The following is a 12,686-nucleotide window of genomic DNA, read 5'->3' as shown; positions in this document are numbered from 1 at the left end:
CTCGGGCCCGCCCCCCTGCCGATGCCGACGTTCGCCCCCGCGCCACGGCCCGGCCTGCCCGCCACCGCCCGTCGCCGCCACCTGCGCGGCGCGCCCGCCGCCCGCCGCGAGCGGGCGGCCGCCGCGTCCGGCGAGCCCGCCGACTGGGCGGACCTGCGCGAGGCCGGCCGCGCCATCGGGGACGACGCGCTGCGCAACCTCGACGTCCATCTGGAGGAGCTGGAACGGGCCGTCACCGAGGCGGGCGGCACCGTGCACTGGGCGGCGGACGCGGCCGAGGCCCGCCGGATCGTCACCGGCCTGGTGCGGGCGGCCGGCGCGACGGAGGTCGTGAAGTCGGCGTCGCTGGCCGTCCGGGAGATCGGCTTGGACGGCGCGCTGGCCGGCATGGGGGTGACCGTCCGCGAGACCGCGCTCGCCGACCTCGCCGTCCAGCTCGGTGAGGACGAGCCGTCCCACCTGCTGTCACCGGCCGCACACCGCGACCGGGCGCAGATCAGGGAGCTGTTCCGGCGCGGGATGCCCGCCGCCGGGCCCGATCTGCCGGACGATCCCGGGGCGCTCGCCGCCGCGGCCCGCGCCCACCTGCGCGAGCCGTTCCTGCGCGCCCGCGTCGCGATCACCGGCGCGAACTTCCTGGTCGCCGAGAGCGGCACGGCCGTGGTGGTGGAGTCCGAGGGCAACGCCCGGATGTGCCTGACGCTCCCGGAGACGCTGATCTGCGTCGCGGGCATCGACAAGGTCGTCCCGGCATGGGATGACATGGAGGTGTTCCTCCAGCTGCTCCCGCGCTCGTCGACCGGTGACCGAATGACCCCTTACGTCTCGTCCTGGACGGGGGTGACGCCGGGCGACGGGCCGCGCGCGTTCCACCTCGTCCTGCTCGACAACGGCCGCACCAAGGCCCTCGCCGACGAGGTCGGGCGCGCCGCGCTGCGCTGCATCCGCTGCTCGGCCTGCCTGAACGTCTGCCCCGTCTACGAGCGGACGGGCGGGCGCCCCTACGGCCCCGTCTACCCGGGCCCGATCGGCGCGATCCTGACCCCGCAGATGCGCGGCGTGGAGAGCGCGGCGGCGGCGTCGCTGCCGTACGCGTCCACGCTCTGCGGCGCCTGCGCCGACGTCTGCCCGGTGAAGATCGACATCCCGGACGTGCTGGTCCACCTGCGCGGCAAGGTCGTCGAGTCGCGCCGCCGGCGGCCCGTCCCGACGCCGGAGCTGGTGCTGATGCGCGGCCTGGCGTGGACGATGGGCGACCCGCGCCGGTACGAGGCCGCGCTGCGGCGCGGCACCCGGTGGGCGCGGCTGCTGTCGCGCGGCGGCCGGATCCGCCGGCTGCCCGGCCTGCTCGGCAAGTGGACGGAGGCCCGCGACCTGCCGGCGCCGCCGGCGGAGAGCTTCCGCGCCTGGTGGAACAGGACCCGGCCGTGACCGCGCGCAAGGAGATGCTGCGGCGGGTGCGGGACGCGCTCGGCGGGTCGCGCGGCACGCATCCGCCGGTACCGCGCGGGTACGCGCGCCGGCTGCCGGCGGCGGAGGCCGAGACGCGCGCGGACGTCCTCGCCCTGTTCACCGAGCGGGTCGCCGACAACCGGGCGGCGGTGCGGCATGTCGGCACCGACGAGGTGGGCACCGCGGTGGCCGCCGCGCTGTGGGGACGGGAGGCCAAGCAGATCGTCGTCCCCGCCGACCTGCCGTTCGGGTGGCTCGCGGAGCTGGACGGCGTCCGCGCCCTCGCCGACACCCCGGTGCTCGACATCGACGCCCTCGCCGAGGTGGACGCGGTGGTGACCGGCTGCGCGGTGGCGATCGCGCAGACGGGCACGGTCGTCCTGGACGGCGGCCGGGCGCAGGGGCGGCGGGCGCTGACCCTCGTGCCCGGCTTCCACCTGTGCGTGGTCCGCGCCGACCAGATCGTCGGGACGGTCCCGGAGGCGGTCACGCGCCTCGACCCGGCCCGCCCGCTCACCTGGATCAGCGGCCCGTCCGCCACCCACGGCATCGAGGCGGCCAGGGTCGAGGGCGTCCACGGCCCCCTCCACCTGGAGATCCTCGTCGTCGAGGACGAGTCCGCGACGCCCTGACCGGTGACGCCCCGGCCGGGAGCACCCCGGCCGGGCGCCGCCTCAGCGCACGCCGCGGATGACGAGGTCGAGGCCGGCGGTGAAGCGGGCGTCCCAGTTCACCGCGCGGTCGGCGCCGTCCTCGTTGGTGCCGCGCACTTCGAGGGCGGTGTGGCCGATCACGTAGCCGAGCAGGGTGTGCGCGGCGACGGCGGCTGTGTCCTCGGCGATGCCGCCGCGCCGCATGACCTCCCGCAGGGACGCGACCGTGGCGGTGAGCGCGGCGGGGTTGCGGCGGGTGACGACGAGGGGGAGGACCCCGGCGTGCGTCATCAGCCGGCCCCGGTAGTCGCCGGCCCAGCCGCGCAGGACGTCCTGCCAGCGGCCCGGCGGCGACTCGCCGGCGGGGGCGGCGGCGACGTGCGCGACGAGGCCGTCCAGGAGCTGCTCCTTGCCGCGGGGGAGGTGGTGGTAGATCGCCATCGCCTCCACTTCGAGGGCGTCGCCGAGGCGGCGCATCGTGAGGCGGCCGAGTCCCTGGCCGTCCACGATCTGCAGGGCCGCCTCGATGATCCGCTCGGTGGACAGCGGCGCGCGGTGCTGGGCGTTGATGCTGGGCTGCCGGACCATGAACCGACCTTACTGCGTAAAGGGCCGAAGCCGGGTGTCCGCCGCCACGACACGCCGGAACCCCGCGTACGCTTACCCTCGACCGAGCAGTGCAGACCGTCGAGGGAGTACCACCATGCCGCTGGGCCGCCGGGTGAGCAAGGACGTCGCGGAGCCGTACGAGGCCGACCAGCGGCTGGCCGCCGAGTACGAGGACCGGCTCGCGGCGGCCGGCGACGCGGAGCGGGAGCTGCGGGACGCGCAGGCCGCCGGCGTCCCCGGGCCGGAGCTGCGGGAGCGGACGGCCGCGTTCGACAAGGCGATGACGGCGGCGCTGGCCGCCGCCGAGGCGTCCGAGCGGGTCGCGATGGGCCCGAAGGTCTACGCGACCCCGGCGCAGGACGCCAGGACCCGCCGCGCCGCCGAGATCGCCTACCGCAAGGCCAAGGCGCGCCCGGCCGTGCACCCGTGGACCGACGAGGTCGACCGGCTGCGCACGGCCCGCGAGGCGCACCGGCTCAGCTTCAAGACGGTGCCGTCCGAGCTCGGCTGAGCCTCTCGCCGGACGTGTGACGACACAGCGTCACCGGGTGGCACCCGCCACCGAACTTTGAGAGTCTGCCCTCTCGGGGAACGCCGGGGGCGCCCCCCGCCGCACGGCCGACACCTGTGCGCGCGGACGCGTCCCGGCGGAGAGGGCACACGCTGCTCTGGACGTTGGGGGATGTCACGTGGAGCGCACGCCGCCGGACCGGTGCCGCGTACTCGAGTCCTACCAGGACGGGGTGAAGGCGATCCGCGCGCTGGCGGCGCGCGTCGGCGACTGGGACGTCCCGACGCCGTGCGCCGACTGGCGGCTGATCGAGCTCGCCGGGCATCTGCGGTGCGTCGCGGAGAACTTCCTGGAGTACCTGCAGGACGCGCCGGACAGCCGGCTGGCGACGCTGTTCGCGCAGGAGGCGGCGACGGCGGTGCTGATCCGGCAGCAGGCCCGGCAGAACGCGGCCGAGCTGGCGGTGCTGCCGCCGGAGCCCGGCCCGGACCGGATCATGGCGTTCGGGGTGTCAGCCGGCGCGTACGCCGACCTGATGCCGGACATGTGGGACCGGACGCACCTGATCTACCGGGGCACCAAGTACACGGTCGGCGACCACGCGGGCGCGGCGTGCGTGGAGTGGCACCTGCACGCCTGGGACATGGCCCGCGCGGCCGGCGGGGACTACCGGCCGCGCGACCCCGACCTGCTGGTGTCGGCGTGGCACTGGGGCGTCCCGCATCTGCCGCTGGCGGCGGGGGACGCGTGGGAGGCGGTGCTGCGCTCGTCGGGCCGGTCGCCGCGCTGGCCGGACCCCGACGACCGCCCGGTCGACCGGGCGGGCCGGTCGAGGCGCCGGCCGGGCCGTCAGACGCCGTCCGGCCTGCCCGGCCGGGGCCGCAGGTAGACCAGCCAGGTGAGGGCGCAGCACACGGCGTAGAAGGCGATGAACGCGAGGTAGGCGCCGTCGCCGGTTCCGGAGGTCAGGAACGACTGCCGGAAGGCGATGTTGACCAGGACGCCGCCGAACGCGCCGACGGCGCCGACGATGCCGATCAGCGCGCCGGATAGGCGCCGCGCCTCATCCCCGGGCGCCTTCGCCTGGAAGACGGCCGGGATCATCTTGTAGGTGGAGCCGTTGCCGAGGCCGCTGAACGCGAACAGCAGCACGAAGCCGGTGAGGAACAGCGGTAGCGATCCGCGCTGCGACGCGGCCAGCACCAGGCCGGCGGACGCGGCCATCGCGATGAACGTCCAGAAGGTGACGGTGGCGCCGCCGAGCCGGTCGGCGAGCCGGCCGCCGGCCGGGCGGATCAGCGACCCGAGCGCGGGGCCCAGGAACGTCAGGTAGGCGGCCTTGACGGGGGTGCCGAAGTCGTCCGCGAACTGCACCTGCAGAACCTGCCCGAACGCGAATCCGAACCCGATGAACGACCCGAAGGTGCCGATGTAGAGCACCGACATGATCCAAGTGTGGGCGTCCGTGCACACGTCCCGCATCGCCCGCCGGTCGTTGCGGGCGTGCGCCAGGTTGTCCATGCGGAACCAGGCGGCGAGGGCGGCGAGGACGATCAGCGGGATGTAGATCCCGGCGACGAGGCCGGGGTGGTCCTTGCCGGCGGTGGCGAGGACGAGCAGCCCGACGAGTTGGACGACGGCGACTCCGAGGTTGCCGCCGCCCGCGTTGATCCCGAGCGCCCAGCCCTTGAGCCGCTGCGGGTAGAACGCGTTGACGTTGGCCATCGAGGAGGCGAAGTTGCCGCCGCCGACGCCCGCGGCGGCCGCGAGGACCAGCAGCGTGGTGAACGAGACGCCGGGCTCGATCAGGAACGCCGCGAGCACCGCTGGGACGAGCAGCAGTGCCGCGCTGAAGACCGTCCAGTTGCGGCCGCCGAACCGGGCGACGGCGAACGTGTAGGGGATGCGCAGGGCCGCGCCGGCGAGGGCGGGGACGGCGGTGAGGGTGAACTTTCCGGCAGGGTCGATGCCGTAGGCCGGGCCGAGGAACAGCACCAGCACCGACCACAGCGTCCACACCGAGAATCCGATGTGCTCGGCCAGGATCGAGCAGCTCAGGTTGCGGCGGGCGATCCGGGCGCCGCGAGCCGTCCAGAAGGCGGGGTCCTCGGGCCGCCAGTCGTCGATCCAGCGGCCCTTCGGCGGGCGGGCGCGGTCCCCGCGCGCGGTTTCGGTGGTGGCGGTCATCGGCGCTCTCCCAAGTCGGTTCGGATGGGCCGACCGTAGAGAGGCGGGGTTTCGCGCGCGTATGACCGGTCGTACGCGCGTGATAACTCCGCCGCACGGCGCGTCCCGGCCGGTTGTGAGACGCGAGGTAGATCCGCGCCGCGCCGGGTAGGCAGGTGATCGCGTGCGGCGGGGGAAACGGAGACTGGACCGATGGCGACCTGCGAGGTCTGCGGCAACGACTACGACATGGCCTTCGAGGTGCACGCGCAGGGGCAGGTGCACACGTTCGACTCGTTTGAATGCGCGATCACGAAGATGGCGCCGATCTGCGAGCACTGCCAGTGCCGCATCATGGGGCACGGCGTGGAGGTGAACGGGCACTTCTACTGCTGCGCGCACTGCGCCCGCGTCGTCGACCCGGAGGGCGCCCGCCCGATCCAGGACGCGGTCCCGGTGTAGCGGGCCGGGTGTGGCAAGCCCGGTGTAGCGGGCCGGGCGGTCAGGCGCGGGGGAGGCCGAACGGCTGCTCGCGGCCGTCCTCCAGGTAGACGGCGCGGCCGTCGGCCATGGCCCGCAGGCTGGGGTCCATCCGGCGGGAGACGTGCGGCGGCGCCAGCTCGGGGATCTTCTCCGGCGCGACGAGGACGTGGTCGGACAGCTCCTCGGGCGGCAGCCGGATCGCGGCGATCTCCGCGCCGGTGATGGTGCCGCCGAAGACGAACACGTTGACGGCGTCGACGCCGTCGTCGCGGGGGGAGCCCCAGTCGACGCAGGCCAGTCCGTCGAGGCGGGGGACGAGGCCGAGTTCCTCCTCGCATTCGCGCACGCACGCCGACAGCGGGGACTCGTCGGCCTCGATGACCCCGCCGGGGAGATACCAGCCCTCGCTGTAGGTGGGCTTGACCAGCAGCACCCGCCCGAGGTCGTCCAGGAGCAGGGCCGCCGCGGCGCCGCGGCGGCCCTGCTCCTGGACGACCTCGGGCGGGTGCTGCTGGTCAAGCCCACCTACAGCGAGGGCTGGTATCTCCCCGGCGGGGTCATCGAGGCCGACGAGTCCCCGCTGTCGGCGTGCGTGCGCGAATGCGAGGAGGAACTCGGCCTCGTCCCCCGCCTCGACGGACTGGCCTGCGTCGACTGGGGCTCCCCCCGCGACGACGGCGTCGACGCCGTCAACGTGTTCGTCTTCGGCGGCACCATCACCGGCGCGGAGATCGCCGCGATCCGGCTGCCGCCCGAGGAGCTGTCCGACCACGTCCTCGTCGCGCCGGAGAAGATCCCCGAGCTGGCGCCGCCGCACGTCTCCCGCCGGATGGACCCCAGCCTGCGGGCCATGGCCGACGGCCGCGCCGTCTACCTGGAGGACGGCCGCGAGCAGCCGTTCGGCCTCCCCCGCGCCTGACCGCCCGGCCCGCTACACCGGGCTTGCCACACCCGGCCCGCTACACCGGGACCGCGTCCTGGATCGGGCGGGCGCCCTCCGGGTCGACGACGCGGGCGCAGTGCGCGCAGCAGTAGAAGTGCCCGTTCACCTCCACGCCGTGCCCCATGATGCGGCACTGGCAGTGCTCGCAGATCGGCGCCATCTTCGTGATCGCGCATTCAAACGAGTCGAACGTGTGCACCTGCCCCTGCGCGTGCACCTCGAAGGCCATGTCGTAGTCGTTGCCGCAGACCTCGCAGGTCGCCATCGGTCCAGTCTCCGTTTCCCCCGCCGCACGCGATCACCTGCCTACCCGGCGCGGCGCGGATCTACCTCGCGTCTCACAACCGGCCGGGACGCGCCGTGCGGCGGAGTTATCACGCGCGTACGACCGGTCATACGCGCGCGAAACCCCGCCTCTCTACGGTCGGCCCATCCGAACCGACTTGGGAGAGCGCCGATGACCGCCACCACCGAAACCGCGCGCGGGGACCGCGCCCGCCCGCCGAAGGGCCGCTGGATCGACGACTGGCGGCCCGAGGACCCCGCCTTCTGGACGGCTCGCGGCGCCCGGATCGCCCGCCGCAACCTGAGCTGCTCGATCCTGGCCGAGCACATCGGATTCTCGGTGTGGACGCTGTGGTCGGTGCTGGTGCTGTTCCTCGGCCCGGCCTACGGCATCGACCCTGCCGGAAAGTTCACCCTCACCGCCGTCCCCGCCCTCGCCGGCGCGGCCCTGCGCATCCCCTACACGTTCGCCGTCGCCCGGTTCGGCGGCCGCAACTGGACGGTCTTCAGCGCGGCACTGCTGCTCGTCCCAGCGGTGCTCGCGGCGTTCCTGATCGAGCCCGGCGTCTCGTTCACCACGCTGCTGGTCCTCGCGGCCGCCGCGGGCGTCGGCGGCGGCAACTTCGCCTCCTCGATGGCCAACGTCAACGCGTTCTACCCGCAGCGGCTCAAGGGCTGGGCGCTCGGGATCAACGCGGGCGGCGGCAACCTCGGAGTCGCCGTCGTCCAACTCGTCGGGCTGCTCGTCCTCGCCACCGCCGGCAAGGACCACCCCGGCCTCGTCGCCGGGATCTACATCCCGCTGATCGTCCTCGCCGCCCTCGCCGCCTGGTTCCGCATGGACAACCTGGCGCACGCCCGCAACGACCGGCGGGCGATGCGGGACGTGTGCACGGACGCCCACACTTGGATCATGTCGGTGCTCTACATCGGCACCTTCGGGTCGTTCATCGGGTTCGGATTCGCGTTCGGGCAGGTTCTGCAGGTGCAGTTCGCGGACGACTTCGGCACCCCCGTCAAGGCCGCCTACCTGACGTTCCTGGGCCCCGCGCTCGGGTCGCTGATCCGCCCGGCCGGCGGCCGGCTCGCCGACCGGCTCGGCGGCGCCACCGTCACCTTCTGGACGTTCATCGCGATGGCCGCGTCCGCCGGCCTGGTGCTGGCCGCGTCGCAGCGCGGATCGCTACCGCTGTTCCTCACCGGCTTCGTGCTGCTGTTCGCGTTCAGCGGCCTCGGCAACGGCTCCACCTACAAGATGATCCCGGCCGTCTTCCAGGCGAAGGCGCCCGGGGATGAGGCGCGGCGCCTATCCGGCGCGCTGATCGGCATCGTCGGCGCCGTCGGCGCGTTCGGCGGCGTCCTGGTCAACATCGCCTTCCGGCAGTCGTTCCTGACCTCCGGAACCGGCGACGGCGCCTACCTCGCGTTCATCGCCTTCTACGCCGTGTGCTGCGCCCTCACCTGGCTGGTCTACCTGCGGCCCCGGCCGGGCAGGCCGGACGGCGTCTGACGGCCCGGCCGGCGCCTCGACCGGCCCGCCCGGTCGACCGGGCGGTCGTCGGGGTCCGGCCAGCGCGGCGACCGGCCCGACGAGCGCAGCACCGCCTCCCACGCGTCCCCCGCCGCCAGCGGCAGATGCGGGACGCCCCAGTGCCACGCCGACACCAGCAGGTCGGGGTCGCGCGGCCGGTAGACCCCGCCGGCCGCGCGGGCCATGTCCCAGGCGTGCAGGTGCCACTCCACGCACGCCGCGCCCGCGTGGTCGCCGACCGTGTACTTGGTGCCCCGGTAGATCAGGTGCGTCCGGTCCCACATGTCCGGCATCAGGTCGGCGTACGCGCCGGCTGACACCCCGAACGCCATGATCCGGTCCGGGCCGGGCTCCGGCGGCAGCACCGCCAGCTCGGCCGCGTTCTGCCGGGCCTGCTGCCGGATCAGCACCGCCGTCGCCGCCTCCTGCGCGAACAGCGTCGCCAGCCGGCTGTCCGGCGCGTCCTGCAGGTACTCCAGGAAGTTCTCCGCGACGCACCGCAGATGCCCGGCGAGCTCGATCAGCCGCCAGTCGGCGCACGGCGTCGGGACGTCCCAGTCGCCGACGCGCGCCGCCAGCGCGCGGATCGCCTTCACCCCGTCCTGGTAGGACTCGAGTACGCGGCACCGGTCCGGCGGCGTGCGCTCCACGTGACATCCCCCAACGTCCAGAGCAGCGTGTGCCCTCTCCGCCGGGACGCGTCCGCGCGCACAGGTGTCGGCCGTGCGGCGGGGGGCGCCCCCGGCGTTCCCCGAGAGGGCAGACTCTCAAAGTTCGGTGGCGGGTGCCACCCGGTGACGCTGTGTCGTCACACGTCCGGCGAGAGGCTCAGCCGAGCTCGGACGGCACCGTCTTGAAGCTGAGCCGGTGCGCCTCGCGGGCCGTGCGCAGCCGGTCGACCTCGTCGGTCCACGGGTGCACGGCCGGGCGCGCCTTGGCCTTGCGGTAGGCGATCTCGGCGGCGCGGCGGGTCCTGGCGTCCTGCGCCGGGGTCGCGTAGACCTTCGGGCCCATCGCGACCCGCTCGGACGCCTCGGCGGCGGCCAGCGCCGCCGTCATCGCCTTGTCGAACGCGGCCGTCCGCTCCCGCAGCTCCGGCCCGGGGACGCCGGCGGCCTGCGCGTCCCGCAGCTCCCGCTCCGCGTCGCCGGCCGCCGCGAGCCGGTCCTCGTACTCGGCGGCCAGCCGCTGGTCGGCCTCGTACGGCTCCGCGACGTCCTTGCTCACCCGGCGGCCCAGCGGCATGGTGGTACTCCCTCGACGGTCTGCACTGCTCGGTCGAGGGTAAGCGTACGCGGGGTTCCGGCGTGTCGTGGCGGCGGACACCCGGCTTCGGCCCTTTACGCAGTAAGGTCGGTTCATGGTCCGGCAGCCCAGCATCAACGCCCAGCACCGCGCGCCGCTGTCCACCGAGCGGATCATCGAGGCGGCCCTGCAGATCGTGGACGGCCAGGGACTCGGCCGCCTCACGATGCGCCGCCTCGGCGACGCCCTCGAAGTGGAGGCGATGGCGATCTACCACCACCTCCCCCGCGGCAAGGAGCAGCTCCTGGACGGCCTCGTCGCGCACGTCGCCGCCGCCCCCGCCGGCGAGTCGCCGCCGGGCCGCTGGCAGGACGTCCTGCGCGGCTGGGCCGGCGACTACCGGGGCCGGCTGATGACGCACGCCGGGGTCCTCCCCCTCGTCGTCACCCGCCGCAACCCCGCCGCGCTCACCGCCACGGTCGCGTCCCTGCGGGAGGTCATGCGGCGCGGCGGCATCGCCGAGGACACAGCCGCCGTCGCCGCGCACACCCTGCTCGGCTACGTGATCGGCCACACCGCCCTCGAAGTGCGCGGCACCAACGAGGACGGCGCCGACCGCGCGGTGAACTGGGACGCCCGCTTCACCGCCGGCCTCGACCTCGTCATCCGCGGCGTGCGCTGAGGCGGCGCCCGGCCGGGGTGCTCCCGGCCGGGGCGTCACCGGTCAGGGCGTCGCGGACTCGTCCTCGACGACGAGGATCTCCAGGTGGAGGGGGCCGTGGACGCCCTCGACCCTGGCCGCCTCGATGCCGTGGGTGGCGGACGGGCCGCTGATCCAGGTGAGCGGGCGGGCCGGGTCGAGGCGCGTGACCGCCTCCGGGACCGTCCCGACGATCTGGTCGGCGCGGACCACGCACAGGTGGAAGCCGGGCACGAGGGTCAGCGCCCGCCGCCCCTGCGCCCGGCCGCCGTCCAGGACGACCGTGCCCGTCTGCGCGATCGCCACCGCGCAGCCGGTCACCACCGCGTCCACCTCGGCGAGGGCGTCGATGTCGAGCACCGGGGTGTCGGCGAGGGCGCGGACGCCGTCCAGCTCCGCGAGCCACCCGAACGGCAGGTCGGCGGGGACGACGATCTGCTTGGCCTCCCGTCCCCACAGCGCGGCGGCCACCGCGGTGCCCACCTCGTCGGTGCCGACATGCCGCACCGCCGCCCGGTTGTCGGCGACCCGCTCGGTGAACAGGGCGAGGACGTCCGCGCGCGTCTCGGCCTCCGCCGCCGGCAGCCGGCGCGCGTACCCGCGCGGTACCGGCGGATGCGTGCCGCGCGACCCGCCGAGCGCGTCCCGCACCCGCCGCAGCATCTCCTTGCGCGCGGTCACGGCCGGGTCCTGTTCCACCAGGCGCGGAAGCTCTCCGCCGGCGGCGCCGGCAGGTCGCGGGCCTCCGTCCACTTGCCGAGCAGGCCGGGCAGCCGGCGGATCCGGCCGCCGCGCGACAGCAGCCGCGCCCACCGGGTGCCGCGCCGCAGCGCGGCCTCGTACCGGCGCGGGTCGCCCATCGTCCACGCCAGGCCGCGCATCAGCACCAGCTCCGGCGTCGGGACGGGCCGCCGGCGGCGCGACTCGACGACCTTGCCGCGCAGGTGGACCAGCACGTCCGGGATGTCGATCTTCACCGGGCAGACGTCGGCGCAGGCGCCGCAGAGCGTGGACGCGTACGGCAGCGACGCCGCCGCCGCGCTCTCCACGCCGCGCATCTGCGGGGTCAGGATCGCGCCGATCGGGCCCGGGTAGACGGGGCCGTAGGGGCGCCCGCCCGTCCGCTCGTAGACGGGGCAGACGTTCAGGCAGGCCGAGCAGCGGATGCAGCGCAGCGCGGCGCGCCCGACCTCGTCGGCGAGGGCCTTGGTGCGGCCGTTGTCGAGCAGGACGAGGTGGAACGCGCGCGGCCCGTCGCCCGGCGTCACCCCCGTCCAGGACGAGACGTAAGGGGTCATTCGGTCACCGGTCGACGAGCGCGGGAGCAGCTGGAGGAACACCTCCATGTCATCCCATGCCGGGACGACCTTGTCGATGCCCGCGACGCAGATCAGCGTCTCCGGGAGCGTCAGGCACATCCGGGCGTTGCCCTCGGACTCCACCACCACGGCCGTGCCGCTCTCGGCGACCAGGAAGTTCGCGCCGGTGATCGCGACGCGGGCGCGCAGGAACGGCTCGCGCAGGTGGGCGCGGGCCGCGGCGGCGAGCGCCCCGGGATCGTCCGGCAGATCGGGCCCGGCGGCGGGCATCCCGCGCCGGAACAGCTCCCTGATCTGCGCCCGGTCGCGGTGTGCGGCCGGTGACAGCAGGTGGGACGGCTCGTCCTCACCGAGCTGGACGGCGAGGTCGGCGAGCGCGGTCTCGCGGACGGTCACCCCCATGCCGGCCAGCGCGCCGTCCAAGCCGATCTCCCGGACGGCCAGCGACGCCGACTTCACGACCTCCGTCGCGCCGGCCGCCCGCACCAGGCCGGTGACGATCCGGCGGGCCTCGGCCGCGTCCGCCGCCCAGTGCACGGTGCCGCCCGCCTCGGTGACGGCCCGTTCCAGCTCCTCCAGATGGACGTCGAGGTTGCGCAGCGCGTCGTCCCCGATGGCGCGGCCGGCCTCGCGCAGGTCCGCCCAGTCGGCGGGCTCGCCGGACGCGGCGGCCGCCCGCTCGCGGCGGGCGGCGGGCGCGCCGCGCAGGTGGCGGCGACGGGCGGTGGCGGGCAGGCCGGGCCGTGGCGCGGGGGCGAACGTCGGCATCGGCAGGGGGGCGGGCCCGAG

At 75.0% G+C, this 12,686-nt stretch carries 16 protein-coding genes; 8 read left to right on the top strand and 8 right to left on the bottom strand.

Annotation, left to right across the window (positions count from 1 at the left end; genetic code table 11):
- Positions 1-21: 21 nt before the first annotated feature.
- Both HUX53_RS11965 and HUX53_RS11960 read left to right on the top strand, forming a co-directional pair.
- Positions 22-1,431, top strand: a complete 1,410-nt coding sequence (locus HUX53_RS11965) for a lactate utilization protein B (RefSeq protein WP_176403231.1) — start codon at positions 22-24, stop codon at positions 1,429-1,431.
- Positions 1,428-2,084, top strand: coding sequence for an LUD domain-containing protein (locus HUX53_RS11960; RefSeq protein ID WP_309237180.1), 657 nt, complete (start codon positions 1,428-1,430; stop codon positions 2,082-2,084). Before HUX53_RS11965 ends, HUX53_RS11960 begins: the two co-directional genes overlap by 4 nt.
- 42 nt (positions 2,085-2,126) lie before the next feature.
- On the opposite strand, the gene HUX53_RS11955 is transcribed toward HUX53_RS11960, so the two are convergent.
- Complete coding sequence (locus tag HUX53_RS11955) at positions 2,127-2,693, bottom strand: TetR/AcrR family transcriptional regulator (protein WP_176403232.1); 567 nt, start codon at positions 2,691-2,693, stop codon at positions 2,127-2,129.
- A gap of 115 nt (positions 2,694-2,808) precedes the next feature.
- On the opposite strand from HUX53_RS11955, the gene HUX53_RS11950 reads away from it, so the two are divergent.
- Positions 2,809-3,225, top strand: a complete 417-nt coding sequence (locus tag HUX53_RS11950) for a plectin (RefSeq protein ID WP_176403233.1) — start codon at positions 2,809-2,811, stop codon at positions 3,223-3,225.
- 178 nt (positions 3,226-3,403) lie between these two features.
- A complete protein-coding gene (locus HUX53_RS11945; protein WP_176403237.1) occupies positions 3,404-4,114 on the top strand; it encodes a maleylpyruvate isomerase N-terminal domain-containing protein in 711 nt (236 codons plus the stop codon).
- Here the strand turns inward: HUX53_RS11945 and HUX53_RS11940 are convergent.
- Complete coding sequence (locus HUX53_RS11940) at positions 4,075-5,412, bottom strand: NarK/NasA family nitrate transporter (RefSeq protein ID WP_176403235.1); 1,338 nt, start codon at positions 5,410-5,412, stop codon at positions 4,075-4,077. The genes HUX53_RS11945 and HUX53_RS11940 overlap by 40 nt on opposite strands.
- Positions 5,413-5,604: 192 nt before the next feature.
- Between HUX53_RS11940 and HUX53_RS11935 the strand changes: the two genes are divergently transcribed.
- Entirely contained in the window at positions 5,605-5,853 is a 249-nt protein-coding gene (locus tag HUX53_RS11935; RefSeq protein ID WP_176403236.1) for a hypothetical protein, read from the top strand.
- A 40-nt stretch (positions 5,854-5,893) separates the two neighbouring features.
- Here the strand turns inward: HUX53_RS11935 and HUX53_RS41010 are convergent, their stop codons facing one another.
- Entirely contained in the window at positions 5,894-6,307 is a 414-nt protein-coding gene (locus HUX53_RS41010) for an NUDIX hydrolase (protein WP_309237181.1), read from the bottom strand.
- Between the two features lie 72 nt (positions 6,308-6,379).
- Here HUX53_RS41010 and HUX53_RS41005 point away from each other — a divergent pair, with 72 nt between their 5' ends.
- Complete coding sequence (locus HUX53_RS41005; protein WP_309237181.1) at positions 6,380-6,793, top strand: NUDIX hydrolase; 414 nt, start codon at positions 6,380-6,382, stop codon at positions 6,791-6,793.
- Between the two features lie 40 nt (positions 6,794-6,833).
- Here HUX53_RS41005 and HUX53_RS11920 read toward each other — a convergent pair whose 3' ends face one another.
- Positions 6,834-7,082: a hypothetical protein gene (locus HUX53_RS11920; protein ID WP_176403236.1), complete on the bottom strand. Its 249-nt coding sequence runs from the start codon at positions 7,080-7,082 to the stop codon at positions 6,834-6,836.
- A gap of 192 nt (positions 7,083-7,274) precedes the next feature.
- Between HUX53_RS11920 and HUX53_RS11915 the strand changes: the two genes are divergently transcribed.
- The gene (locus HUX53_RS11915) at positions 7,275-8,612 is read left to right on the top strand and encodes a NarK/NasA family nitrate transporter (RefSeq protein WP_176403235.1); all 1,338 of its coding nucleotides are present in this window, start codon (positions 7,275-7,277) and stop codon (positions 8,610-8,612) included.
- On the opposite strand, the gene HUX53_RS11910 is transcribed toward HUX53_RS11915, so the two are convergent.
- Positions 8,573-9,283, bottom strand: coding sequence for a maleylpyruvate isomerase N-terminal domain-containing protein (locus HUX53_RS11910; RefSeq protein WP_176403234.1), 711 nt, complete (start codon positions 9,281-9,283; stop codon positions 8,573-8,575). The genes HUX53_RS11915 and HUX53_RS11910 overlap by 40 nt on opposite strands.
- A gap of 178 nt (positions 9,284-9,461) precedes the next feature.
- Complete coding sequence (locus HUX53_RS11905) at positions 9,462-9,878, bottom strand: plectin (RefSeq protein ID WP_176403233.1); 417 nt, start codon at positions 9,876-9,878, stop codon at positions 9,462-9,464.
- Between the two features lie 115 nt (positions 9,879-9,993).
- Between HUX53_RS11905 and HUX53_RS11900 the strand changes: the two genes are divergently transcribed.
- Positions 9,994-10,560 carry a TetR/AcrR family transcriptional regulator gene (locus HUX53_RS11900; protein ID WP_176403232.1) on the top strand — a complete coding sequence of 189 codons (567 nt, stop codon included), beginning with the start codon at positions 9,994-9,996 and terminating at the stop codon, positions 10,558-10,560.
- A gap of 42 nt (positions 10,561-10,602) precedes the next feature.
- Here the strand turns inward: HUX53_RS11900 and HUX53_RS11895 are convergent, their stop codons facing one another.
- Together HUX53_RS11895 and HUX53_RS11890 are read right to left on the bottom strand one after the other, a co-directional pair.
- A complete protein-coding gene (locus HUX53_RS11895) occupies positions 10,603-11,259 on the bottom strand; it encodes an LUD domain-containing protein (RefSeq protein ID WP_309237180.1) in 657 nt (218 codons plus the stop codon).
- On the bottom strand, positions 11,256-12,665 hold the full coding sequence (locus HUX53_RS11890) for a lactate utilization protein B (protein ID WP_176403231.1): 1,410 nt from the start codon (positions 12,663-12,665) through the stop codon (positions 11,256-11,258). The genes HUX53_RS11895 and HUX53_RS11890 overlap by 4 nt, the downstream gene beginning before the upstream one ends.
- Positions 12,666-12,686 lie beyond the last annotated feature (21 nt).

This window comes from Actinomadura sp. BRA 177 (assembly GCF_013372625.1).
Classification (GTDB): Bacteria; Actinomycetota; Actinomycetes; order Streptosporangiales; family Streptosporangiaceae; genus Spirillospora.
This window is presented reverse-complemented; position numbering and strand designations above follow the sequence as displayed.

What these genes read in the sequence shown, in the direction of transcription:
- HUX53_RS11965 (WP_176403231.1), top strand. Translation starts at nt 22, where the DNA reads ATGCCGACGTTCGCCCCCGCGCCACGGCCCGGCCTGCCCGCCACCGCC.
- HUX53_RS11940 (WP_176403235.1), bottom strand. Translation starts at nt 5,412, where the DNA reads ATGACCGCCACCACCGAAACCGCGCGCGGGGACCGCGCCCGCCCGCCG.
- HUX53_RS11935 (WP_176403236.1), top strand. Translation starts at nt 5,605, where the DNA reads ATGGCGACCTGCGAGGTCTGCGGCAACGACTACGACATGGCCTTCGAG.
- HUX53_RS11890 (WP_176403231.1), bottom strand. Translation starts at nt 12,665, where the DNA reads ATGCCGACGTTCGCCCCCGCGCCACGGCCCGGCCTGCCCGCCACCGCC.
- HUX53_RS11900 (WP_176403232.1), top strand. Translation starts at nt 9,994, where the DNA reads ATGGTCCGGCAGCCCAGCATCAACGCCCAGCACCGCGCGCCGCTGTCC.
- HUX53_RS11955 (WP_176403232.1), bottom strand. Translation starts at nt 2,693, where the DNA reads ATGGTCCGGCAGCCCAGCATCAACGCCCAGCACCGCGCGCCGCTGTCC.
- HUX53_RS11950 (WP_176403233.1), top strand. Translation starts at nt 2,809, where the DNA reads ATGCCGCTGGGCCGCCGGGTGAGCAAGGACGTCGCGGAGCCGTACGAG.
- HUX53_RS11920 (WP_176403236.1), bottom strand. Translation starts at nt 7,082, where the DNA reads ATGGCGACCTGCGAGGTCTGCGGCAACGACTACGACATGGCCTTCGAG.
- HUX53_RS11905 (WP_176403233.1), bottom strand. Translation starts at nt 9,878, where the DNA reads ATGCCGCTGGGCCGCCGGGTGAGCAAGGACGTCGCGGAGCCGTACGAG.
- HUX53_RS11915 (WP_176403235.1), top strand. Translation starts at nt 7,275, where the DNA reads ATGACCGCCACCACCGAAACCGCGCGCGGGGACCGCGCCCGCCCGCCG.